18 protein-coding genes and 3 rRNA genes are annotated in these 24,280 nt (G+C 66.2%); 15 read left to right on the forward strand and 6 right to left on the reverse strand.

Going from position 1 to position 24,280, the window contains the following annotated elements:
• The first annotated feature begins 42 nt into the window (after positions 1-42).
• The 7 genes from typA to rrf all read left to right on the forward strand — a co-directional run bounded on the left by typA (position 43) and on the right by rrf (position 10,747).
• Positions 43-1,956, forward strand: coding sequence for a translational GTPase TypA (gene typA / locus HCR12_RS04090; protein WP_166867501.1), 1,914 nt, complete (start codon positions 43-45; stop codon positions 1,954-1,956).
• A gap of 127 nt (positions 1,957-2,083) precedes the next feature.
• Positions 2,084-2,404: a ferredoxin gene (gene fdxA / locus HCR12_RS04095; RefSeq protein ID WP_166867500.1), complete on the forward strand. Its 321-nt coding sequence runs from the start codon at positions 2,084-2,086 to the stop codon at positions 2,402-2,404.
• A gap of 3 nt (positions 2,405-2,407) precedes the next feature.
• Positions 2,408-3,502 (forward strand): succinyldiaminopimelate transaminase, encoded by a 1,095-nt coding sequence (gene dapC / locus HCR12_RS04100; protein WP_166867498.1) that lies wholly within the window; start codon positions 2,408-2,410, stop codon positions 3,500-3,502.
• 9 nt (positions 3,503-3,511) lie between these two features.
• A complete protein-coding gene (locus tag HCR12_RS04105; RefSeq protein ID WP_166867496.1) occupies positions 3,512-4,807 on the forward strand; it encodes a citrate synthase in 1,296 nt (431 codons plus the stop codon).
• A gap of 646 nt (positions 4,808-5,453) precedes the next feature.
• Positions 5,454-6,978: ribosomal RNA gene (locus tag HCR12_RS04110) — 16S ribosomal RNA — on the forward strand.
• Between the two features lie 441 nt (positions 6,979-7,419).
• Positions 7,420-10,527 (forward strand): 23S ribosomal RNA (locus tag HCR12_RS04115).
• 103 nt (positions 10,528-10,630) lie between these two features.
• A 5S ribosomal RNA gene (gene rrf / locus HCR12_RS04120) occupies positions 10,631-10,747 on the forward strand.
• Together the 16S, 23S and 5S rRNA genes form the textbook arrangement of a ribosomal RNA operon.
• Before the next feature lie 226 nt (positions 10,748-10,973).
• Here the strand turns inward: rrf and dapD are convergent.
• Positions 10,974-11,897, reverse strand: coding sequence for a 2,3,4,5-tetrahydropyridine-2,6-dicarboxylate N-succinyltransferase (dapD, locus tag HCR12_RS04125; RefSeq protein WP_166869529.1), 924 nt, complete (start codon positions 11,895-11,897; stop codon positions 10,974-10,976).
• 33 nt (positions 11,898-11,930) lie between these two features.
• Between dapD and dapE the strand changes: the two genes are divergently transcribed.
• The 3 genes from dapE to HCR12_RS04140 all read left to right on the forward strand — a co-directional run bounded on the left by dapE (position 11,931) and on the right by HCR12_RS04140 (position 14,469).
• Positions 11,931-13,016, forward strand: a complete 1,086-nt coding sequence (gene dapE, locus HCR12_RS04130; RefSeq protein WP_166869528.1) for a succinyl-diaminopimelate desuccinylase — start codon at positions 11,931-11,933, stop codon at positions 13,014-13,016.
• Positions 12,995-14,236, forward strand: a complete 1,242-nt coding sequence (locus HCR12_RS04135) for a hypothetical protein (RefSeq protein ID WP_224763656.1) — start codon at positions 12,995-12,997, stop codon at positions 14,234-14,236. Before dapE ends, HCR12_RS04135 begins: the two co-directional genes overlap by 22 nt.
• Before the next feature lie 62 nt (positions 14,237-14,298).
• Positions 14,299-14,469: a DUF3117 domain-containing protein gene (locus HCR12_RS04140; protein ID WP_166869527.1), complete on the forward strand. Its 171-nt coding sequence runs from the start codon at positions 14,299-14,301 to the stop codon at positions 14,467-14,469.
• A gap of 75 nt (positions 14,470-14,544) precedes the next feature.
• Here HCR12_RS04140 and HCR12_RS04145 read toward each other — a convergent pair whose 3' ends face one another.
• Positions 14,545-15,177, reverse strand: a complete 633-nt coding sequence (locus HCR12_RS04145) for an O-methyltransferase (RefSeq protein ID WP_166869526.1) — start codon at positions 15,175-15,177, stop codon at positions 14,545-14,547.
• A 59-nt stretch (positions 15,178-15,236) separates the two neighbouring features.
• Between HCR12_RS04145 and HCR12_RS04150 the strand changes: the two genes are divergently transcribed.
• Positions 15,237-15,620 (forward strand): twin-arginine translocase TatA/TatE family subunit, encoded by a 384-nt coding sequence (locus tag HCR12_RS04150; RefSeq protein WP_166869525.1) that lies wholly within the window; start codon positions 15,237-15,239, stop codon positions 15,618-15,620.
• A 145-nt stretch (positions 15,621-15,765) separates the two neighbouring features.
• Here HCR12_RS04150 and HCR12_RS04155 read toward each other — a convergent pair whose 3' ends face one another.
• Positions 15,766-17,316 (reverse strand): succinic semialdehyde dehydrogenase, encoded by a 1,551-nt coding sequence (locus HCR12_RS04155; protein ID WP_166869524.1) that lies wholly within the window; start codon positions 17,314-17,316, stop codon positions 15,766-15,768.
• A 92-nt stretch (positions 17,317-17,408) separates the two neighbouring features.
• Here HCR12_RS04155 and HCR12_RS04160 point away from each other — a divergent pair, with 92 nt between their 5' ends.
• From HCR12_RS04160 to HCR12_RS04170, 3 genes are all read left to right on the forward strand, one after another.
• On the forward strand, positions 17,409-18,815 hold the full coding sequence (locus tag HCR12_RS04160) for an MFS transporter (protein ID WP_166869523.1): 1,407 nt from the start codon (positions 17,409-17,411) through the stop codon (positions 18,813-18,815).
• On the forward strand, positions 18,812-20,287 hold the full coding sequence (locus HCR12_RS04165) for a pyridoxal phosphate-dependent decarboxylase family protein (protein ID WP_166869522.1): 1,476 nt from the start codon (positions 18,812-18,814) through the stop codon (positions 20,285-20,287). The genes HCR12_RS04160 and HCR12_RS04165 overlap by 4 nt, the downstream gene beginning before the upstream one ends.
• Before the next feature lie 268 nt (positions 20,288-20,555).
• Positions 20,556-20,807, forward strand: coding sequence for a hypothetical protein (locus tag HCR12_RS04170; RefSeq protein ID WP_166869521.1), 252 nt, complete (start codon positions 20,556-20,558; stop codon positions 20,805-20,807).
• A gap of 66 nt (positions 20,808-20,873) precedes the next feature.
• Here HCR12_RS04170 and HCR12_RS04175 read toward each other — a convergent pair whose 3' ends face one another.
• Genes HCR12_RS04175 through HCR12_RS04185 form a run of 3 tightly spaced genes read right to left on the reverse strand, consistent with a single transcriptional unit; the run spans position 20,874 to position 23,741 of the window.
• The gene (locus tag HCR12_RS04175) at positions 20,874-21,938 is read right to left on the reverse strand and encodes a P-loop NTPase (RefSeq protein ID WP_224763658.1); all 1,065 of its coding nucleotides are present in this window, start codon (positions 21,936-21,938) and stop codon (positions 20,874-20,876) included.
• Complete coding sequence (locus HCR12_RS04180) at positions 21,935-22,441, reverse strand: DUF1003 domain-containing protein (RefSeq protein WP_224763660.1); 507 nt, start codon at positions 22,439-22,441, stop codon at positions 21,935-21,937. The genes HCR12_RS04175 and HCR12_RS04180 overlap by 4 nt, the downstream gene beginning before the upstream one ends.
• Complete coding sequence (locus HCR12_RS04185) at positions 22,428-23,741, reverse strand: magnesium transporter MgtE N-terminal domain-containing protein (RefSeq protein ID WP_166869520.1); 1,314 nt, start codon at positions 23,739-23,741, stop codon at positions 22,428-22,430. Before HCR12_RS04185 ends, HCR12_RS04180 begins: the two co-directional genes overlap by 14 nt.
• A gap of 75 nt (positions 23,742-23,816) precedes the next feature.
• On the opposite strand from HCR12_RS04185, the gene HCR12_RS04190 reads away from it, so the two are divergent.
• Positions 23,817-24,260, forward strand: a complete 444-nt coding sequence (locus HCR12_RS04190) for a YflT domain-containing protein (protein ID WP_166869519.1) — start codon at positions 23,817-23,819, stop codon at positions 24,258-24,260.
• The last annotated feature ends 20 nt before the right edge of the window (positions 24,261-24,280 follow it).

The raw sequence follows: 24,280 nt of genomic DNA on the forward strand, positions 1-24,280 counted from the left end.
GGCGCTATCGACTTTCACCCTCAACGTCTTCGAGGTTTCTGCATGCCCATCGTCCACCGCTCCGATATCCGGAACGTCGCCATCGTCGCTCACGTCGACCACGGCAAGACCACCCTCGTCGACGCCATGCTGCGCCAGACCAACTCCTTCGGCTCGCACGAGCACCTCGAAGAGCGGGCCATGGACTCCAACGACCTCGAGCGTGAGAAGGGCATCACGATCCTCGCCAAGAACACGGCGATCTCGTACGAGGGCATCCACGCCACCGACGGCCCCATCACGATCAACGTGATCGACACCCCCGGCCACGCCGACTTCGGCGGCGAGGTCGAGCGCGGCCTGTCGATGGTCGACGGCGTCGTGCTCCTCGTCGACTCGTCCGAGGGCCCGCTTCCGCAGACCCGCTTCGTGCTGCGCAAGGCGCTCGAGGCGAAGCTCCCCGTGATCCTCGCGGTCAACAAGACCGACCGTCCCGACGCTCGCATCGAGGAGGTCGTCGGCGAGGCGCAGGACCTCCTGCTCGGCCTCGCATCCGACATGGCCGATGAGGTTCCCGATCTCGACCTCGACGCGATCCTCGACGTGCCCGTCGTGTACGCATCCGGACGCAACGGCGCAGCCTCCTGGAACCGCCCCGCCAACGGCGAGCTCCCCGACAACGACGACCTCGAGCCGCTCTTCGACGCGATCCTCAAGCACGTTCCGGCTCCCAGCTACGACGACGAGGCGCCGCTGCAGGCGTGGGTCACCAACCTCGACTCCTCGCCGTTCCTCGGCCGCATCGCGCTGCTTCGCGTCTTCGCCGGCACCATCAAGAAGGGCCAGACCGTGGCCTGGGTGCGCAACGACGGCACGCACCAGAACGTGCGCATCACCGAGCTCCTCATGACCAAGGCGCTCGACCGCTTCCCAGCCGAGTCGGCATCCGCCGGTGACATCGTCGCCGTCGCGGGCATCGAGGACATCACGATCGGCGAGACGATCGCCGACCCCGACGACGTCCGCCCGCTGCCGGCGATCACCGTCGACGAGCCGGCGATCTCGATGACCATCGGCACCAACACCTCGCCGCTCGTCGGCAAGGTGAAGGGCCACAAGCTCACCGCGCGCATGGTCAAGGACCGCCTCGACCGCGAGCTCATCGGAAACGTCTCGCTGCGCGTCCTCGACATCGGCAAGCCCGACGCGTGGGAGGTGCAGGGCCGTGGAGAACTCGCCCTCGCCATCCTCGTCGAGAACATGCGCCGCGAAGGCTTCGAGCTCACCGTCGGCAAGCCGCAGGTCGTCACCAAGGTGATCGACGGCAAGGTTCACGAGCCGTTCGAGCAGCTCACCATCGACACCCCCGAAGAGCACCTCGGAGCCATCACGCAGCTCCTCGCCGCTCGCAAGGGCCGCATGGAGGGCATGACGAACCACGGCACCGGCTGGGTGCGCATGGAGTTCATCGTCCCGTCGCGCGGTCTCATCGGCTTCCGCACCGAGTTCCTCACCCTCACCCGCGGCACCGGAATCGCCAACGCGATCTCGCACGGCTACGAGCCGTGGGCGGGCACCATCACCACGCGCGTCAACGGCTCGATCGTCGCCGACCGCGCGGGCTCCGTCACCCCGAACGCGCTCGTGGCGCTGCAGGAGCGCATGTCGTTCTTCGTGAAGCCCACGCAGGAGGTCTACGAGGGCATGGTCATCGGCGAGAACTCGCGCGCCGACGACATGGACGTGAACATCACCAAGGAGAAGCAGCTCACCAACATCCGCTCCTCCACCTCGGACAACTTCGAGAAGATGACGCCGTCGCGCGAGCTGACTCTCGAGGAGTGCCTCGAGTTCGCTCGTGAAGACGAGTGCGTCGAGGTGACCCCCGAGGTCGTGCGCATCCGCAAGGTCGTGCTCGACGCGACCGAGCGCGGTCGTGCCGCGTCGCGCCTCAAGCGCCAGAACGCCAGCGGCTGACCTTCGTCAGCGCACCACAGGAGACCCCGGGCCGCGTGCCCGGGGTCTCCTGTATGTACCCCGTGAGACTCTCTCTGGGGTGCCGCGTGCGTGCAGCGGCATCCGCCGACCGCAATAGGATGGTCAGGTGACCTACGTCATTGCCCTTCCCTGCGTGGATGTCAAAGACCGCGCCTGCATCGATGAATGCCCCGTCGATTGCATCTACGAGGGCGACCGCATGCTCTACATCCACCCCGACGAATGCGTCGACTGCGGTGCGTGTGAGCCGGTCTGCCCCGTCGAAGCGATCTACTACGAGGACGACCTGCCGGATGAGTGGGCCGACTACTACAAGGCGAACGTCGAGTTCTTCGAAGAGGTCGGATCCCCGGGCGGCGCCGCCAAGGTCGGCGTGATCCCCGGAGACCACCCGGTGGTCGCCGCGCTGCCGCCTCAGGGCGACTGACGCGTGGCGCTCGAGCTCCCCGACTTCCCGTGGGACACCCTCGTCCCGTACGCGGAGACGGCTCGCGCACATCCTGACGGCATCATCGACCTCTCGGTCGGCTCACCCGTCGACCCGACGCCGGCTGCCGTGCGCGAGGCTCTCGCTGCGGCGACCGACGCGCACGCGTACCCGCTGACCGCGGGCAGCGTGCCGCTGCGCGAAGCGATCGTCGAGTGGTACGCGCGCCGCCGCGGCGTCACCGACCTCACGGTCGCGAACGTCATCCCGACGATCGGGTCCAAGGAGCTCGTCGCGCTCCTGCCGACGCTCCTGGGTCTCGGCCCCGGAGACGTCGTCGTGCAGCCTTCCGCCGCATACCCGAGCTACGCCGTGGGTGCCGCGGTCGTCGGCGCGACGGTGCTCACCTCCGACGAGCCTGATGAGTGGCCCGCCGAGACGAAGCTCGTGTGGCTCAACAGCCCCGGCAACCCCGACGGCCGTGTGCACGGGATCCCGTTCCTGCGTCGCGCCGTCGAGCGTGCGCGCGAGCTCGGCGCCGTGATCGCGAACGACGAGTGCTACGCCGAGCTCGACTGGTCGAGCGACGAGCCGACGCCCACGATCCTGCACCCCGAGGTGACGCAGGGGTCGCGGCGCCTGACTCTCTCGGTGTACTCGCTCTCGAAGCAGTCGAACCTCGCCGGCTACCGCGCAGGATTCATCGCCGGATGCTCCGACCTCGTCGGCGAGCTGCTCACGGCCCGAAAGCACCTGGGGCTCATGCCGCCCGCACCCGTGCAGGCTGCGATGGTCGCAGCCCTCGGCGACCATGAGCACGTCGCCGTGCAGAAGGAGCTCTACCGAGCTCGGCGCGACATGCTCATCCCCGCGCTCGAATCCGCCGGCTTCCGCATCGACGGCTCGCAGGCGGGCCTCTACCTCTGGGTCACCCGCGATGAGGACTGCTGGGACTCCGTCGCCGCTCTCGCCGCACAGGGCATCCTGGTGGCACCGGGATCCTTCTACGGTGAGGCGGGCGCCCGACACGTCAGAGTCGCGCTGACCGCGACCGACGAGAAGGTGGCCGCGGCCACGGGGCGCCTCGCCCGCAGGTAGGGTGGAAGCGTGAGCGACACGACCGCTGGAGAGAAGGTCAGCCTGCATCTGGGCGACCGAATGGCAGAATTCCCCGTCCACAAGGCCACTGATGGCCGTGATGTGGTCGATCTGTCGACCTTCACGAAGCAGACCGGGTACAACACCTTCGACCCCGGTTTCGTGAACACCGCCGCCACGCGCAGCGCCATCACGTACATCGACGGCGACGAGGGCATCCTGCGCTATCGCGGGTACGCCATCGAGGATGTCGCGGCCAACTCGACCTTCCTCGAGGTCGCGTGGCTGCTCATCTACGGTGAGCTGCCCACCCCGAGCGAGCTCGAGGAGTTCTCCGAGAAGGTGCGCCACCACACGCTCCTCCACGAGGACCTCAAGCACTTCTTCTCGGCCCTGCCGCACACGGCGCACCCGATGTCGGTGCTGTCGTCGGCGGTGTCGGCTCTCTCCACCTACTACGAGAACGACCTCGACCCGCGCGACCCGGAGAAGGTCGAGCTCAACACCATCCGCCTTCTGGCGAAGCTGCCGGTGATCGCCGCGTATGCGCACAAGAAGGCGCTGGGGCAGGCGTTCCTCTACCCCGACAACTCGCTCGACTTCGTCGAGAACTTCCTGAAGCTGAACTTCGGCAACATGGCCGAGCAGTACGAGGTGAACCCCGTGCTCGTGAAGGCGCTCGACCGCCTGCTGATCCTGCACGAAGACCACGAGCAGAACGCGTCGACGTCGACGGTGCGCCTCGTCGGCTCGACGGAGGCGAACATGTTCGCCTCGATCTCGGCCGGCATCAACGCCCTCTACGGTCCGCTGCACGGCGGCGCGAACGAGGCGGTGCTCACGATGCTCGCGCAGATCCGCGAATCGGGGGAGTCCGTCGGCAAGTTCGTCGAGCGCGTGAAGAACAAGGAAGACGGCATCCGTCTCATGGGTTTCGGGCACCGGGTGTACAAGAACTACGACCCGCGTGCGCGACTCGTGAAGGAATCCGCGGATGCGGTGCTCGCCGACCTCGGCGTGCAGGATCCGCTCCTCGACATCGCGAAGGAGCTCGAGGAGCTCGCGCTCAACGACGAGTACTTCCAGTCGCGGCGCCTCTACCCGAACGTGGACTTCTACACGGGTGTGATCTACAAGGCGATGGGCTTCCCGACGCGCATGTTCACCGTGCTGTTCGCGATCGGCCGTCTTCCCGGATGGATCGCGCACTGGCGCGAGGCCATCAACGACCCGGGCACCAAGATCGGTCGCCCGCAGCAGCTCTACGTGGGACCGGCTGCTCGCGACTGGCCGACCGGCCGCTGAGCCTCCGCTCTGACGCACGAAGCGCCGCACACCTTCTGGGTGTGCGGCGCTTCGGCGTATCCGGTGCCGGCGCGCCCGGCACGCCGGATCACGCCGGCAGGCTCGCCGACTCGCTCGGCGGGTCGCTCGGCGGGGGTTGAGAGGGCCTCGGATCCCTGCAGATCCTTGATTTCATGGGCGACACGCCCGGGATGCATGCGGAATTAGGCGGGAGGGCCGGAATCCGCGTAATGTCTTACTTGTTCGGCCCCACAGGGAAGAGCGGAGAGGCCAAGGCCCCGCCCCCTCAAGTGGCAGAACCGAAACCCCCTCAGAACAACGTCGAGAGACAGCGTCTGAGGGATGGCCTTCCGAAGGAAGCCAGTCGATTTGACAGGCAACCGGGGGAGGGGTCAGGATAGAGAAGTTGCCCTGTGGGCGAGCCGGTGACGGTGAGCAGCAGGTGCGTCTGGTCCTTGAGAACTCAACAGCGTGCACTATGTCATATGCCAAATTATACCTCGTCCAGCTTCGGCTGGGTTGAGATTCCTTTGGATTGACGGATTGTCAGTAGACAATCCTTTAGTCAGATTAAACTCGCATGATTCACGGTTTTCCCCGTGATGATAGCAACTGATTTACCGGGCTTCGGTCTGGTTATCAAGCCTTTACGGAGAGTTTGATCCTGGCTCAGGATGAACGCTGGCGGCGTGCTTAACACATGCAAGTCGAACGGTGAAAGAGGGAGCTTGCTCCTTCTGGATCAGTGGCGAACGGGTGAGTAACACGTGAGTAACCTGCCCCAGACTCTGGGATAAGCGCTGGAAACGGCGTCTAATACCGGATACGAGCTTCAGCCGCATGGCTAGGAGCTGGAAAGAATTTCGGTCTGGGATGGACTCGCGGCCTATCAGCTTGTTGGTGAGGTAATGGCTCACCAAGGCGACGACGGGTAGCCGGCCTGAGAGGGTGACCGGCCACACTGGGACTGAGACACGGCCCAGACTCCTACGGGAGGCAGCAGTGGGGAATATTGCACAATGGGCGAAAGCCTGATGCAGCAACGCCGCGTGAGGGATGACGGCCTTCGGGTTGTAAACCTCTTTTAGTAGGGAAGAAGCGAAAGTGACGGTACCTGCAGAAAAAGCACCGGCTAACTACGTGCCAGCAGCCGCGGTAATACGTAGGGTGCAAGCGTTATCCGGAATTATTGGGCGTAAAGAGCTCGTAGGCGGTTTGTCGCGTCTGCTGTGAAAACCCGAGGCTCAACCTCGGGCCTGCAGTGGGTACGGGCAGACTAGAGTGCGGTAGGGGAGAATGGAATTCCTGGTGTAGCGGTGGAATGCGCAGATATCAGGAGGAACACCGATGGCGAAGGCAGTTCTCTGGGCCGTAACTGACGCTGAGGAGCGAAAGCATGGGGAGCGAACAGGATTAGATACCCTGGTAGTCCATGCCGTAAACGTTGGGCGCTAGATGTGGGGACCATTCCACGGTTTCCGTGTCGCAGCTAACGCATTAAGCGCCCCGCCTGGGGAGTACGGCCGCAAGGCTAAAACTCAAAGGAATTGACGGGGGCCCGCACAAGCGGCGGAGCATGCGGATTAATTCGATGCAACGCGAAGAACCTTACCAAGGCTTGACATATACGAGAACGCTGCAGAAATGTAGAACTCTTTGGACACTCGTATACAGGTGGTGCATGGTTGTCGTCAGCTCGTGTCGTGAGATGTTGGGTTAAGTCCCGCAACGAGCGCAACCCTCGTTCTATGTTGCCAGCACGTAATGGTGGGAACTCATAGGAGACTGCCGGGGTCAACTCGGAGGAAGGTGGGGATGACGTCAAATCATCATGCCCCTTATGTCTTGGGCTTCACGCATGCTACAATGGCCGGTACAAAGGGCTGCAATACCGTAAGGTGGAGCGAATCCCAAAAAGCCGGTCTCAGTTCGGATTGAGGTCTGCAACTCGACCTCATGAAGTCGGAGTCGCTAGTAATCGCAGATCAGCAACGCTGCGGTGAATACGTTCCCGGGCCTTGTACACACCGCCCGTCAAGTCATGAAAGTCGGTAACACCCGAAGCCAGTGGCCCAACCGCAAGGAGGGAGCTGTCGAAGGTGGGATCGGTGATTAGGACTAAGTCGTAACAAGGTAGCCGTACCGGAAGGTGCGGCTGGATCACCTCCTTTCTAAGGAGCACTGCACTCTTCGGAGTGACAGAGCCACTTCTGAAGCGAATGTCTTCAGGTGGTGCTCATGGGTGGAACATAGACATAGGTCGCTCGAGGATCCTCGAGACGCTAGTACACCGGCTTGCCGGTAGGAACGGGTCGGAAGAGAAATCGGGTGACATGCACGCTGTTGGGTCCTGAAGGACCGGGCAGTCGCAGGAATGCGGCGAAACGACCTTCGGATCCGGACGGGGAGAGCATCACTTGCTTGAGCCGGCGGATACCGCCCGTCATTTGAGAACTACACAGTGGACGCGAGCATCTTAGAACGAGGTCTTCGGACCTCGATCTACAAGATGATCAAACAAGGAGCAGCCTTTCTGAGGCTGTTCCCGATAGATCATTGGTCAATCTGCTGCACCTTCGGGTGTGGCCGATCGATTCTAAATAAACTCATGTAGTCAAGTTTCTAAGAGCAGACGGTGGATGCCTTGGCATCTGGAGCCGAAGAAGGACGTATGAATCTGCGATAAGCCTCGGGGAGCTGATAACAGAGCTTTGATCCGAGGATTTCCGAATGGGGAAACCCCGTCAGGCGTTGCAAGACGACCTGATGACTCCCGCCTGAATATATAGGGCGGGTAGAGGGAACGTGGGGAAGTGAAACATCTCAGTACCCACAGGAAGAGAAAACAACCGTGATTCCGTTAGTAGTGGCGAGCGAAACCGGAAGAGGCCAAACCGATCATGTGTGATAGCCGGCAGGCGTTGCATGGTCGGGGTAGTGGGACCTTCACGAACTTCTGCCGAAGTTCACTGCGACTCGTGCGATATAGGTGAACGGCATTGAAAGGCCGACCAGAGAGGGTGCCAGTCCCGTAACCGAAATGTCGCACAGCGTTGGAAGGGATCCCAAGTAGCACGGGGCCCGAGAAATCCCGTGTGAATCAGCCAGGACCACCTGGTAAGCCTAAATACTCCCAGATGACCGATAGCGGACAAGTACCGTGAGGGAAAGGTGAAAAGTACCCCGGGAGGGGAGTGAAATAGTACCTGAAACCGTCTGCTTACAAACCGTTGGAGCACCCCTAGCAGGTGTGACAGCGTGCCTTTTGAAGAATGAGCCTGCGAGTTAGTGGTATGTGGCGAGGTTAACCCGTGAGGGGCAGCCGTAGCGAAAGCGAGTTCGAATAGAGCGAATGAGTCGCATGCCCTAGACCCGAAGCGAAGTGATCTATCCATGGCCAGGTTGAAGCGACGGTAAGACGTCGTGGAGGACCGAACCCACTTGGGTTGAAAACCGAGGGGATGAGCTGTGGATAGGGGTGAAAGGCCAATCAAACTTCGTGATAGCTGGTTCTCTCCGAAATGCATTTAGGTGCAGCGTTGCGTGTTTCTTGCCGGAGGTAGAGCTACTGGATGGCCGATGGGCCCTACAAGGTTACTGACGTCAGCCAAACTCCGAATGCCGGTAAGTGAGAGCGCAGCAGTGAGACGGTGGGGGATAAGCTTCATCGTCGAGAGGGAAACAACCCAGACTACCGACTAAGGTCCCTAAGCGTGTGCTAAGTGGGAAAGGATGTGGAGTTGCAGAGACAACCAGGAGGTTGGCTTAGAAGCAGCCACCCTTGAAAGAGTGCGTAATAGCTCACTGGTCAAGTGATTCCGCGCCGACAATGTAACGGGGCTCAAGCACACCACCGAAGTCGTAGGATTCGCATTATAGGTAGGCCTTCGTGGTCCAGCCGTGCGGATCGGTAGGAGAGCGTCGTGTGGCCAGCGAAGCGGCGGGGTAACCCAGCCGTGGAGGCCACACGAGTGAGAATGCAGGCATGAGTAGCGAAAGACATGTGAGAAACATGTCCTCCGAAAGACCAAGGGTTCCAGGGTCAAGCTAATCTTCCCTGGGTAAGTCGGGACCTAAGGCGAGGCCGACAGGCGTAGTCGATGGACAACGGGTTGATATTCCCGTACCGGCGAAGAACCGCCCAAGCTAATCCAGTGGTGCTAAGAGTCCTAATCCGGTAGATGGATCCCTTCGGGGTGAAACGTCCGGCCTAACGCTCGACCCCATGCTGGTGCGGCTAGCGTATTAACAGGTGTGACGCAGGAAGGTAGCCCATCCCGGGCGATGGTTGTCCCGGGGCAAGTGCGTAGGCCGAGAGATAGGCAAATCCGTCTCTCATGAAGGCTGAGACACGATGCGGATAAAAAGTGGGTGATCCTATGCTGCCAAGAAAAGCATCGACGCGAGGTTCCAGCCGCCCGTACCCCAAACCGACTCAGGTGGTCAGGTAGAGAATACCAAGGAGATCGAGAGAATCGTGGTTAAGGAACTCGGCAAAATGCCCCCGTAACTTCGGGAGAAGGGGGGCCTAAGGCGTGAACGGACTTGCTCCGGGAAGCGCTGCAGGGCCGCAGAGACCAGTGGGAAGCGACTGTTTACTAAAAACACAGGTCCGTGCGAAGACGCAAGTCGATGTATACGGACTGACGCCTGCCCGGTGCTGGAAGGTTAAGAGGAGGGGTTAGCTTCGGCGAAGCTCTGAATTTAAGCCCCAGTAAACGGCGGTGGTAACTATAACCATCCTAAGGTAGCGAAATTCCTTGTCGGGTAAGTTCCGACCTGCACGAATGGCGTAACGACTTCCCAGCTGTCTCAACCGCGAACTCGGCGAAATTGCACTACGAGTAAAGATGCTCGTTACGCGCAGCAGGACGGAAAGACCCCGTGACCTTTACTACAGCTTGGTATTGGTGTTCGGTGTGGCTTGTGTAGGATAGGTGGGAGACTTTGAAGCGGGCACGCCAGTGTTCGTGGAGTCATTGTTGAAATACCACTCTGGTCACTCTGGATATCTAACTACGAACCGTAATCCGGTTCTGGGACAGTGCCTGGTGGGTAGTTTAACTGGGGCGGTTGCCTCCCAAAAAGTAACGGAGGCGCCCAAAGGTTCCCTCAACCTGGTTGGCAATCAGGTGTCGAGTGTAAGTGCACAAGGGAGCTTGACTGTGAGAGTGACGGCTCGAGCAGGGACGAAAGTCGGGACTAGTGATCCGGCAGTGGCTTGTGGAAGCGCTGTCGCTCAACGGATAAAAGGTACCTCGGGGATAACAGGCTGATCTTGCCCAAGAGTCCATATCGACGGCATGGTTTGGCACCTCGATGTCGGCTCGTCGCATCCTGGGGCTGGAGTAGGTCCCAAGGGTTGGGCTGTTCGCCCATTAAAGCGGTACGCGAGCTGGGTTTAGAACGTCGTGAGACAGTTCGGTCCCTATCCGCTGCGCGCGTAGGAAATTTGAGAAGATCTATCCCTAGTACGAGAGGACCGGGATGGACGAACCTCTGGTGTGTCAGTTGTTCCGCCAGGAGCACCGCTGATTAGCTACGTTCGGAACGGATAACCGCTGAAAGCATCTAAGCGGGAAGCCGGCTTCAAGATGAGATTTCCATCCCTTCGGGGGAGAGGCTCCCAGCTAGACTACTGGGTTGATAGGCAGGATGTGGAAGTGGGGACTAAAGACCCATGCAGCTGACCTGTACTAATAAGCCGATAACTTGACAACACATAAGTTTATGTTGCACGCGTCCACTTTGTGGTTCCCGATTGACGGTCGGAACCCGCTTCGAACAAGAATCGAAGCACATGGCTGATACAATCAATATTGTTACGGCGGCCATAGCGTAGGGGAAACGCCCGGTTACATTCCGAACCCGGAAGCTAAGACCTACAGCGCCGATGGTACTGCAAGGGGGACCTTGTGGGAGAGTAGGACACCGCCGGACTCCTTTTACGAAAGGGCCCACCCTCACGGGTGGGCCCTTTCGCATTTAACACACCACCACCACCACCACAGCCGCGCACACCACCCCTCATCTCGAGCCCACCCCACCAGGTGGGCTTTTCGCACATCCACCGGCAGCGCGCTTCACCCGTTCCAGAGCGCCCCGGAGAAACGACGAAGCCCCGCCCTGGAGATCCAGAACGGGGCGTCAGAGTGTGCGGGACGCCTCAGGCGTGCAGCGCCGCATTCAACTCGATACCGTGGCCGCTGCGGGGGAGCGCCTCCACCGCACCGCTCACCGAGTTACGGCGGAAGAGGATGCCGGCGACGCCCGAGAGCTCCACCGCCTTGACCGTGCGCGGGCCAGCGGGCAGGTGGTAGGTCACCTTGGTGCCCGCCGTCACGTAGAGGCCCGCCTCGACGACCGAGTCGTCGCCGATCGAGATGCCGATACCCGAGTTCGCACCGAGGAGCGCACGCTCGCCGATGACGATCTTCTCGGTGCCGCCGCCGGAGAGCGTGCCCATGATGGACGCTCCGCCTCCGATGTCGCTGCCGTCGCCCACGACGACGCCCTGCGAGATGCGGCCCTCGACCATCGAAGCGCCGAGGGTGCCGGCGTTGAAGTTCACGAAGCCCTCGTGCATGACGGTGGTGCCGGGCGCGAGGTGCGCGCCGAGGCGCACGCGCGCAGCATCCGCGATGCGCACGCGGTCCGGCACGACGTAGTCGGTGAGGCGCGGGAACTTGTCGATGCCCTCGACCGTGATGCCGGCCTTCTGCAGGCGCGCACGCGCGGTCCGCAGAGTGTCAGGGTGGACGGGGCCGGCGTTGCTCCACGCGACGATCGGCAGGTGAGCGAAGATGCCGTCGAGGTTGACCTCGTTCGGCTTCACGAGCAGGTGCGACAGCAGGTGCAGGCGCAGGTAGGCGTCCGGGGTGGAAGCGGGAGCCGCATCCGTGTCGATCTCGACGAGCACGGCTTCGGTGCGCACATCGCGCACGGCGTCCTCGCCGACACCCTCGAGCACGGCCTGCGGCGGCTCGACGCCGGCGGGCGCGCTTCCCTGTGCGGGCGACGGGAACCAGGTGTCGAGCACCGTTCCGTCGCTGGCGATCGTTGCGAGTCCATAGCCCCATGCGGTCGTCATACCTCCAGGGTATCCGCTGGGTAATGTTGACCCGTGCGCCCCCTCGACCTCTCCGCGTCCACGTCCGACCTCACTCGGCAGCTCGTCGACATCGCCTCGGTGTCGGGTGGCGAGCGGGAGCTGGCGGACGCGATCGAATCCGTCGTCCGGGCAGTGCCGCACCTCGAGGTCGTGCGCGACGGCGATGCCGTCGTAGCGCGGACCACCCTCGGGCGGCCGCAGCGGGTGGTGATCGCAGGACACATCGACACGGTTCCGATCAACGCGAACCTCCCGGCCCAGCTCCGTGAGGAGAACGGCGAGACGATCCTCTGGGGTCGGGGGACCGTCGACATGAAGGGCGGCTGCGCCGTCATGCTGGCGCTTGCGGTGCAGCTCACGGAGCCTGTCGTCGACGTGACGTGGGTCTGGTACGACAACGAGGAGGTCGACTCCTCGCTCAACGGCCTCGGACGCATCGCGCGCGAGCGCCCGGAGCTGCTCGAGGCGGACTTCGCGATCCTCGGGGAGCCGTCGAACGGCGAGATCGAGGGTGGCTGCAACGGAACCATCCGTGTCGACGTGACGACGCGCGGCACGCGCGCCCACTCGGCCCGCGCCTGGATGGGCGACAACGCGATCCACGCCGCGGCCCCTGTCCTCGCGCGCCTCGCAGCCTACGAACCGCAGACGGTCGAGGTCGACGGCCTCGCCTACCGGGAGAGCCTCTCGGCGGTGCGGATCTCCGGCGGCGTCGCCGGCAACGTGATCCCCGACGAGTGCACCGTGCACGTGAACTACCGCTTCGCCCCCAGCCGCAGCGGTGCAGAGGCGCTCGCTCACCTCGAGGAGCTCTTCGCCGGCATCGACGCGGAGATCACCGTCGCCGATCTCGCCGAAGGCGCACGCCCCGGCCTCGACGCTCCCCTCGCGCAGCAGTTCGTGCACGCGGTCGGGGGAGAGGCGCGCCCCAAGTACGGCTGGACGGATGTCGCGCGCTTCAGCGCTCTCGGCATCCCCGCCGTCAACTACGGCCCGGGTGACCCCTCGCTCGCGCACGCGGATGACGAGCGGGTGCCGCTCGCCCAGATCGAGCGCGTCGAGACCGGCCTGCGTCGATGGCTGACCTCCGCGAGCTGACGATCGGCGCCCGCGACCGCTGGCGTCTCACCCCGTGGTGGGGGCAGGTTCTCGTCGTCTACGGGGCGACCCGCATCCTGACGACCGTGATCCTGCTGCGCTTCGCCGAGCTGCAGGGTGAGGCGAACGGAACGTCGACGCTCGACTACTTCAGCTTCGCAGCCAACTGGGACGGGCAGTGGTACTGGCTCATCGCCCAGCAGGGGTATCCGGCTGAGCTGCCTCTGACGGCGGATGGCCACGTGGACACGAACGCGTGGGCGTTCATGCCGGTGTTCCCCCTCCTCACCGCGGCGTTCGCGGCGATCGGGGTGCCGTTCCCCATCGCGGGGGTGCTCATCTCTCTCGCCGCGGGGGCCGCCGCAGTGCTGCTTTTCCATATGCTCATGCGCGAGAGCGGGCTCGACCGGAGCCAGGCGCTCATGGCGGTGGCGCTGCTGTGCGTGGCCCCGGTCTCGCCGCTGTTCCAGGTGGCGTATGCCGAATCGCTCGGCCTCGCCCTGCTCTTCCTCGCGTTGCTGCTCGTGATGCGGCGCCGCTTCTGGCTGCTCATCCCCGTGATCCTGGTGGCGTCGTTCACCCGCCCCACGGGGCTCGCGTTCGCGGCATTCCTCTTCCTCTACTTCGTGATGCGGATCGTGCGGCGGGTGCGGGATCCGCAGGGGCATCCGCTGCCTCCGCGGGAGTTCGTCGCGATCGTGGTCGCGGGGCTCACGAGCTTCGCGGCCGGATTCGCGTGGGCGGGAGTCGCGTGGGCCGTGACCGGATCGATGACGGCCTACACCGACACCGAGCTCGCGTGGCGCGCCGGCTATGTCGGGCACGGACATCTGGTGCCGTTCCAGGGGTGGCTGCAGGGGCTCGAGTTCTGGTTGCGGTTCGCAGGGGTTCCCGGTGACCGATCGTGGGTGCTGGCGGTGGTCGCATTCGTCCTCACGATCGCCGCGTTCGCCGTGTTCCTGATGCTGCCGATGACTCGCCGGCTCGCGATCGAGCTGCGCCTCTGGCTCGTCGGCTTCGCCCTGTATCTGACGGCTGTCTTCTTCCCGCAGTCGAGCACCTGGCGACTGCTCCTGCCTCTCGCCCCAGCCCTCGGCGCCTTCGCCGTGCCGCGCTCCCGCGTGCTCCGGATTCTGCTTCTGATGAGCGGAATCGCGCTGCAGATCGTGTGGATCGACTGGTGCTGGTGGCGGAGCCCTGGGGACTGGAGTCCACCCTGATTTCGTGACTGTCACACGCATACGGGATAATGGGCTACGCATCCACTGAAAGGGGACAACTCATGGCAGCCATGAAGCCGAGGACCGGTGACGGACCGATGGAGGCTGTGAAGGAGGGTCGCCTCATCATCGTGCGCGTTCCCCTGGAGGGCGGCGGTCGTCTCGTTGTGTCGGTCAATGACGCCGAGGCCAAGGAGCTTCACGACGCCCTCGCGGGAGTGATCGCCGTCTAGATCGGCGCGACCTACTCACGGTGAAGGCCGGATCCCCTCGGGGGTCCGGCCTTCATCCATGTCGGTGGGGAGCTGTCAGTCCGCGGTCTTCACGATCTGCAGCAGACCGTCGCCGAGGGTGCTGAGTGCCGCGACGACCGCGCTCGACTCGGCGATCGTCGCGAGGAGGGCCCGGAAATCTGCGACCGTGTCGTCGCGCTGGGCTGGATCGGCGACGCGACCGCGCCACAGCGCGTGGGCGACGGCGACGATGCCGCCGGGACGGACGATGCGCAGGGCGTGCTCGACATAGTCGAGCACGGAGCCCGGGTCGGCATCCACGAGCACGAGGTCGTAGGCGGAGTCGTTCATGCGCGGGAGCACATCCACGGCCCGCCCTGCGATGAGGCGCGCGCGGGATGCCGCGATGCCCGCGTCCAGATACGCCTGGCGTGCGCGATTCTGGTGGTCGATCTCGACGTCGATCGAGGTGAGGGTGGCCTTCGGGGCGCCCTGCAGAAGCCAGAGCCCGCTGACGCCCGCGCCGGTGCCGATCTCGAGGATGCTGCGTGCGCCGCTCGCCGCGGCGAGCACCGCAAGCTGCGCGCCGACCGCGGGGGAGACCGGGTCGATGCCCAGCTCCAGCGAGTGCTGGCGGGCCAGCTGGGTCGCCGGAGGTTCCACCGGGAACTCCTCGGCGTACTTCCAGCTCAATTCCTTATCGGTCACGCGTTGCCTCCGGTCCCAGCGTACGGCCGCATCACTGCTGAGACCGATATCCTGGGCGGGTGTCCTTCGGTTTGACCTTCGACAAGGTGCTCATCATCCTGGTGATCGCCGTCTTCCTGGTCGGTCCGGACCGTCTCCCCGGCTACGCCGCGCAGCTCGCGCGGCTCGTGAAGTCGCTTCGGCAGATGGCGAACGGCGCCAAGGATCGCATGCGCGAGGAGCTCGGGCCGGAGTTCGACGAGGTCGACTGGGCGAAGATGGATCCGCGCAAGTACGACCCTCGCCGCATCATCCGCGACGCACTCCTCGAGGAGGAGGCGGCGTCCGCGCCCGTCATCACGGGACCGGCGACGCCGAAGCGGAGTTCGGCGACGGCGTACGAGCTGCGGCAGCGTCGGCTCGGCAAGGGCGCGGTGCCGCCCTTCGACTCCGAAGCGACCTGAGCCTCCGCTCGCTGGCCGACCCGCGGGCATCCGGTACCCGCGCACCCGGCGGAGGGGTCGCAGATGACCATCTCCACGGCGTGTCGGCGGTCATGTGCGACCCCTCGGGGTTGGGCCGGGCGCGCGGTCTGGCGGGGAGGGCGGGTCAGCGCCAGCCGACGGCCTTGAGGGTCTTCAGCAGGAAGACCATGAGGCCCGTGAGCCGGCTGAACTCGTAGCCGGTGCGCGGCAGCTGCATGAGGCCCGTCGTCTCGCCGATCGTGGACGCCTCGACGAAGCGCTGCAGACCCTCGATTCCGTTGCGGCGACCGAGCCCTGACTGCTTGACGCCGCCCATCGGCGCATCCACCGATCCGAAGCTCGCGCGGTAGCCCTCGTTGATGTTCACGGATCCGGCGTGCAGTCGCGCAGCGACCTCGCGCGCGCGGCGACGCGAACCCGCCATGACGGATGCGTTGAGCCCGTACTCGGTGTCGTTGGCGCGCGCGATCGCCTGCTCGGCGGAGTCGACGATCTCGATCGCGACGAGAGGCCCGAAGGTCTCGCCGCGGTGGCACGCCATGTCGTCGGTGACGCCGGTGAGGACGGTGGGCTCGAGCATGAACGGCGCGAGGTCGGGTCGGTGGTGTCCGCCCGCGAGCACGGTCGCGCCCTTCGCGACCGCGTCCTCGAGGTGCGCGGTCACCCGCTCGAGCTGGGCGGCGCTCGCGAGCGAACCCACATCCGCGGTGAAGTCGAACGAGGTGCCGAGGGCGAGCCCCGCGACGCGATCGGCGAACGCGGGGATGAAACGATCCGCGACGCCCTGCTCGACGTAGATGCGCTCGATCGAGACGCACAGCTGACCGGCGGCCGAGAAGCACCCGTAGGCGGCATCGGCGGCGGCCTTCTCGGGGTTCACGTCGTCGAGCACGATCAGCGGGTTCTTGCCGCCGAGCTCCATCGACGCGCCGATGAGGCGGCCAGCGGCGCGCTGGGCGACGGTGCGGCCCGTCGCGGTGGAGCCGGTGAAGCAGACGTAGTCGGCCTCGTCGACGACGGCGGAGCCGACCTCGGCGCCGGGGCCGGTGACGACGGCCCAGAGCTCGGGCGGGAGGCCTGCATCGACGAAGGCCCGTCGTGCGAGCAGCACCGAGAGAGCCCCCTGGTCGTCGGCCTTCTGCAGCACGGCGTTGCCGGTGGCCAGGGCGGGGATGACATCCATCGAGGCGAGGGCGAGGGGGTAGTTCCAGGGCGTGATGACACCGACGAGACCCTTGGGGGCGACGCGCACCCGCGCGCGCATGAGGGCGGGAATGCCGGCACGACGTCCGCCTCCCGCGATGGCGCGGTGCGCGGTGCGGGCCGTGTAACGGGTGGTCGCGGCGGCGTTGAAGACCTCTTCGAAGGCCTGGCCGCGGGTCTTGCCCGTCTCCGACTGCACGGCATCCAGCAGCTGCTCGCGGCGTTCGAGCAGGAGGTCGTGGCCGCGCAGCAGAACGCGACGGCGGTGGGCGGGCCCGGCCGCCCACCAGGCCTCCTGCGCGTCGCGGGCGCGGCGGGCTGCCTGCTGCACCTCGTCGACCGTCGCGTGGGGGAGGCGGTAGAGCTCCCAGGCGGTGAACGGCGCGATCACCGAGACGGCATCGCCGGAGGATCCTGCGAGATCGCGAACGAGCTCGTCGGCGAGCGGGCGGGTCAGCATCGAGCCGGTCATGCGAAGAGTCTAAGTTGGACGCGCGTCCCACTTCACTGCCCCATACCGGGGGAGGGTGAAGCAGACAGGTTGTCGGCGATAGTCTGACGCCCATGACGACGACGTCACCTCGGATCCGCACGTCCACCATCGCCCGCTACGCGGTCGGATCGATCGGCACAGGAGGGTTCGGCACGCTGCCGGGCCTCGTGCTCGCGATCTATCTCACCGACACCCTCGGGGTCGCCGCCATCTGGGTGGGCCTCATCATCGGCGTCGCGAAGGTGTGGGACGTGCTCATCGATCCGGTGATCGGCGGGGCGAGCGATCGCAGCCGGGCGGCCTCCGGAACGCGCCGCCGCTTCATGCTCCTGGGCGCCGCACTGCTGCCGGTGTTCTTCGTGCTGACGTTCGCCGTCGCGCCGGGTGTCGGCCCCGTCGCGGCGGGCATCTGGGTGGGCGTCGCGTTCCTGCTCGCGGCGACCGCGTTCAGTCTCTTCCAGGTGCCCTACATCACGCTGCCCGCGGAGATCGTGCCCGACTACGACGGCCGCACGCGCCTGCTCTCGGCGCGCGTCGTGGTGCTCACGTTCGCGATCCTGCTCTTCGGTGCGGGCGGTCCTGAGCTGCGCGAGCTCTTCGGCGGATCGACACCCGAGGGGTACCTCGGGATGGCGATCGTCGCGGGTCTCCTGCTCGGGCTCGGCATGCTCGTCGCGTCGACCGCAGCCCCGCGCGAGCTCCCGACCGGCGCGCCCGCGCGCGTCTCGATCGCGGCGCACTACGCGGGAGGCATCGCAGCGCTGCGGCGCAGCCGCGCATTCCGCACGCTGCTCAGCACGTTCGCGCTGCAGGCGCTCGCCACGGGCATGATGCTCGCGGGTGCCGCGTATGTCGCCAAGTGGGTGCTCGGCGACGAGCGCGCCACGACGTTCCTGTTCCTCGCACTCATCGCGCCCGCGCTCGTGTGCGCACCCGTGTGGGCGAAAATCGCCCAGCGCACGGGCAAGGAGTGGGCGTTCGGGCTGGCGTCGGTGATGTTCGGCCTCGCTGCGCTGTCGCTCGTGCTCATGCTGTGGGCGCCAGGCCCGTGGATCTACGTGCCCGTCGGGGTGGCCGGTGCCGCGTATGCAGGCATGCAGACCCTGCCGATGGCGATGCTCCCGGATGTGATCTCGCACGATGCGCGGCACCACGGCGACGGCAGGGCGGGCGTGTTCGGCGGCGTGTGGACGGCGGGCGAGACAACCGGCATGGCGCTCGGCTCCGTTGTGCTCTCGCTCGTGCTCGCCACGACGGGCTACCAGGAGGCGGTGGCTGGCGCAGTCGTGTGGCAGGGGGATCTCGCGATCACAGGCATCGTGTTGAGCTTCAGCGTCATCCCCGCGATCATGATCGGCGCGAGCCTGCTGACGCTCGGTCGCTACCCGCTGCGTCGCATCGATATCGACGTCGAGGCGGATGCCGAAGACGCCGCTGCCGAGAACGCCGCGGATGCTGCGGCCGGAGACGCCCGATGATCGGGCCGCGCTCCCGCGACGAGGTGCTCGCCCGGCTCGCGGAGCTGCGCACCCTCGACCCGCCGACGCACGGCGGTCGGGTGCTGAGCTATGTGTACGACCCGGACACTGCAGAACTCGATGAGCTGGCCGCCGCGGCGATCCGTGCCGTGCAGCCCCTCAACGGTCTCGATCCGACGACATTCCGTTCGGTCGCGGTGCTCGAATCGGAGCTCGTGGGATTCGCGCGCCAGATGCTGCACGGCGATGATGACGCGGCCGGCTCGGTGACGACGGGCGGCACCGAGAGCTGCCTGCTCGCAGTGAAGGCCGCGCGTGACGCCTGGCGGGCGGCGCATCCGGAGGGCCGGGCGCGCCTCGTTGCCCCCGCCACCGTGCACGCTGCGTTCCACAAGGCGGCCGAGTACTTCGGCGTCATGCTCGACCTGGTGCCCACAGCCCCCGACGGCACGGTCGCGGCGGCGGATGTGGTGGCGTGCCTGGGCGACGATGTTGCGCTCGTGGTGCTGTCGGCTCCGAGCTACTCGACCGGCGCGCTCGACCCGATCGCCGAGGTAGCCGTCGAGACGGTGGCACGCGGCATCCGCCTGCACGTTGACGCGTGCTTCGGCGGTTTCGTGTTGCCGTTCTGGGAGGAAGCGGGTGGCGACCCGCTACCCCTGTGGGACTTCCGGGTCGACGGGGTCACGAGCATCAGCGCCGACGCGCACAAGTACGGTTACGCCCCGAAGGGCGCCTCGGTGTTGCTGCACCGCAGTCGAGCGCTTCAGCGCAGCCAGTTCTTCGCGACGACGCGCTGGCCCGGCTACCCGGTCGTGAACCCCACGCTGCTCGGCTCGAAGTCGGCCGCGCCGCTCGCGGCCGCGTGGGCGCTCGCCACCCACCTGGGCCATGCGGGCTTCGTCGAGCTGACCGCGCGGTGCGTGCGCGCCACACGCGAGCTGCGGGCCGCGATCGACCGCATCGAGGGACTCGTGGTCGTGGGCGACCCCGTGGGGCCGCTTCTCGCCATCGCCGCCGACACCGCACGCCCGCTCGAGCAGCAGGTCGACCCGCACCACTGGGCGGATGCCGTGCGCGGGCAGGGCTTCGTGCTGCAGCTGCAGCCGGCGACGCGCCCCGAGACGGGCGTGCGCATCCCCTCGACCACGCACCTCACCATCACGCCCGTCACCGAGCGCGTGCTGCCGGATCTCGTCGCCGCGCTTGAGGCCGGCGCGGATGCGGTGCGCGGCGTGCCCCACGTGGACGCGGCTCCGCTCCTCGCGGGGCTGCCGACGCTCGCCGCATCCGCCCTCGACCCCGAGACGGCATGGGGGCTGCTGCAGGGTTTCGGCATCGGGGGAGACGGGGGCCTGCCCGAGCAGCAGGCGCCGCTGCTTGCCCTCATCGAGGCGCTGCCTGCCGAGCTCGCGGAGCGCCTGCTCGTCGAGGTGATCGCGCGCGTCGCGGAGCCCGCTGCCGCGAGGTGATGGAGGAGCCCGGCAGAGCTGGGCGCGTCTGCGGCCGCCCGCCGAAGCGCCCCTGAGCGCGTGCGTGTTCGACTTCGCGCCGTGTGTTCTCGCGAAATAGGGCGACGCGCAGCTGTGCAAACGTCGTGGGACACCACCGGTGCCCGTCAGCAAGTGTCCTGCTTCGCTTGGTGGGCCCCGTTGAAGGAGCCCCGGAACCATGGCACCCTACTGCCAGGGAAGCTGCGACGGTTGCGGCGCTCTGCACTCCGACATGAGAGGCAGTGAAATGAGAAGCAAGCTCGGAATGGTCACCGGGGCGGCACTCGTCGCGATCGGTCTGGCCCTGATCGTTCTCGTGTCCTCCAACATCAGTGCGCAGATGGACCGAGTCGACCGCGAGGGACTCGGCGGCAATATCTTCGCACCGGACATCGTGCCGCTGGGCCTGCTCGCTCTCGCGACCATCGTCATCGGCGTGGTGGCTCTGATCGTCGCGAACGGGCGGGGAAGAAAGAAAACCCGTCGTCACGCCGGGTGAGGAAACCCCGGAGCGTCGATCGACCCAGCCCGGTCGTGTGACGAACCCCAACGCGCTGGCGGGCGGTCAGAGCAGGGAGCGGCCGGCGAGCCCGCGCCCGCGGGCGACGATCGCCTCCGCGAGACGCGCGAGCTCGGCGGCAGCGGGATCGCCTGGGCTGGCGAGCGAGACGGGGGCGCCCGTGTCTCCCGCGCCCGGTACCTCGGGGGAGAGCGGGATGCGGGCGAGCACGGGCACGTCGAGACGGCGCGCGACCTCGTCGCCTCCGCCGAATCCGAAGATCCCACCCGACATGTTCTCGACGACGCCGATCACCGTCTGACCGGTCTGGCGCGCCACCAGGCCCGAGCGCTCGGCGACGCCCGCGGCTGCCGCCTGCGGGGTCGTCACCACGATGACCTCCGCGTTCGGCAGCAGTTGGCCGAGCGTGATCGCCACATCCCCCGTGCCGGGCGGCAGGTCGAGCAGAAGCACGTCGAGGTCGCCGAAATACACGTCGGTGAGGAACTGCTGCATCGTACGGTGCAGCAACGGCCCCCGCCACGACACCGGCGTGCCGTCCTCCACGAACATGCCGATCGAGATGACCTTCACGCCGTGCGCCACAGGCGGCAGGATCATGTCGCCCACCTGGGTGGGCTTCGCGTCCGGGATGCCCAGGATGCCGGGGATCGAGAAGCCGAAGACGTCGGCGTCCACGAGCCCCACCGCGAGGCCGCGTGCGGCGAGGGCGACCGCGAGCTCCGCCGTGATCGTCGACTTGCCGACCCCGCCCTTGCCCGAGCTCACCGCGATGACGCGAGTGAGTGTGCCGGGTCCGAAGGGCATCGTCTTGACGCCGCGCAGACGCTCCACGAGCGCCGTGCGCTCAGCGGGCGACATGACCCCGATCTCGAGGTCGATCTCGTCGACGCCCGGCACCGCGAGCACGGCGTCGCGCACGTCACGCTCGATGCGGTCAGCGGCCGGGCATCCGACGATCGTCAGCATGATGCCCACGTGCGCCGTCGAGCCGTCGACCCGCGCATCCGCGACCATGTCGAGTTCGGTGATGGGGCGGCGGATCTCCGGGTCGATGACGCGCGCGAGCGCAGCGCGCACCGCATCCGCGGTGGGGGGTGGAACGCTCACGAGGCTGCCTCGTCCTGCGCTTTCTCGCGGTCGAGCTCTTCGAGCAGCGCGCGCAGCTCGTGGCGGATGAAGTCCTTCGTCGCGACATCCTTCATCGCCAGCCGCAGGGCCACCACCTCGCGCGCCAGATATTCGGTGTCGGCGAGGTTGCGCTCGGCGCGCTGGCGATCCTGTTCGATCTGCACGCGGTCGCGGTCGTCTTGGCGGTTCTGCGCCAGCAGGATCAGGGGGGCAGCGTAGGAAGCCTGCAGCGACAGGGCGAGCGTGAGCGCGATGAAGCCATAGTCGGCCCGGTCGAACTGGAGACCGGGAGGCGCGAGAGTGTTCCACGACATCCACGCGATGACGAAGAGCGTCAGGCCCATGAGGAACCACGGGGTTCCCATGCCGCGGGCGATGGCTTCCGTGAACCGGCCGAACCGGTCGCTGCCCGAGTTGCGGAACCCGAAGGCCGGGCGAGAGGACTTCGGGGCGTCCAGCCGCACGTCGCTAGCTCGTGCCATGCGGTGTCCTCCTTGCTCTCGTCGGAATGGCTGCCGTGTTGGTGCTCACAGGAGCAGGTTGGTCATCTCCTGTGGAACTTCGCCAGTCATCGGGGAGCAGGTAGTCGAGGACGTCGTCGATCGTCACCACCCCGACGAGTCGGCCCTGTTCGTCGACGACAGGGAGCGAGACGAGGTTGTAGCTCGCGAGGGTGCGCGCCACCTCGGCGGCGCTCGATTCGGGGCGCACCGGCTCGAGGTTGCCGTCGATCAGGGCGCCGAGGCGTTCGTGCGGCGGGTAGCGCAGCATGCGCTGGAAGTGGACGACCCCCAGGAACCGGCCTGTGGGCGGCTCGTACGGCGGCAGCGTGACGCACACGGCCGCACCGAGCGCGGGGGCGAGCTCATGGCGACGGATGAGAGCGAGCCCCTCGGCGACGGTCGCATCTGCTGACACGATGATCGGCTCGGTGGTCATGAGGCCACCGGCGGTCTCGGGGGCGTAGTTGAGCAGGAAGCGCACGTCGTCGGCTTCCTCGGGCTGCATGAGCCCCAGCAGCGCCTCGCCGCGCTCGATCGGAAGCTGCGCGATGAGGTCGGCGGCGTCATCCGGCTGCATCTGGTCGAGCACGTCGGCGGCGCGCTCGTCATCGAGCTGGGTGAGGATGTCGACCTGCTCCTGCTCGGGCATCTCCTCGAGCGCGTCGGCGAGGCGGTCATCGGAGAGCTCTTCGGCGACCTCGAACCGGCGCTCCTCGGGCAGATCGAGAAGGGTAGAGGCGAGGTCGGCGGGGAGGAGGTCGGAGTAGGTGGCGATCAGCTGCTCGGCCGACTGCGCCTCGCCCGGCAGGTTCTTCTCCCGCACCGCAGTCCATGCGGCGAGCAGAGTGGGGCCCTTCGCGAACGGCGAGGCGCTCGCGCGCGGGCGACGCAGGAAGAGCTCGCCCACATGCCATTCGCCGGGACCGGTCTCGACGATCGCGACATCCTCGATCGTCGCCTCACCGGATCCGTCGCGCAGCGTCACCTGACGCCCGAGGAGCTCGGCGATCACCCGCACCTCGCCGCCGCGCTGTTCGAAGCGGCGCAGGTTGATGAGGCCCGTCGTGATGATCTGGCCCGCCCCGATGCTCGTGACGCGGCCGATCGACAGGAAGACGCGGCGGCGTCCGGGGATCTCGACGATGAGTCCGACGACGCGCGGGGATGCGTTGTGCCGGTACACGACGAGGACGTCGCGCACGCGCCCCACCCGATCCCCATTGGGGTCGAAGACGGAGCACCCGGCAAGACGGGCGACGAAGACTCTCGTGGCGCTCACGGTGAAACCCTACCTGGACGGTGCCAGAATGGCGGGGTGTCGAACTCTTCTCGTTCTCCGCGCCGCGGCGCCCCCATGAGTGTTCCGCACGGCGACGTGCTGGGCACCTATGACACCTACCAGGAAGCGCAGTCGGTGGTCGACCGTCTCGCGAAGGCCGACTTCCCGGTCGCGAAGCTCGCGATCGTCGGCAACAACCTCACCAGTGTCGAGATCGTCACCAAGAAGCGGTCGTGGAACAGCGCCGCCATCTCGGGTGCCCTCTCGGGTGCGTGGCTCGGCATCTTCGTCGGGCTGTTCATGAGCCTGCTCGCTCCCACGTTCACGTGGCAGCTGTTCGCCGCAGCCGTCTTCATCGGTGCCGCGATCGGCCTGTTCGTGCAGCTCGCGAGCTACGCGATCTCGCGCCGCATCCGCGACTTCGAGTCGATCAGCAGCGTGCTCGCCGAGAACTACCAGATCGTGCTCGAGCCGGGGCACCTCGCCCGCGCACAGCAGCTGCTCGCGACGCCTCCTTGAATCGGGTCGCTTTCAGATGG

The sequence above is a fragment of the Salinibacterium sp. ZJ70 genome, from assembly GCF_011751865.2.
GTDB lineage: Bacteria > Actinomycetota > Actinomycetes > Actinomycetales > Microbacteriaceae > Homoserinibacter.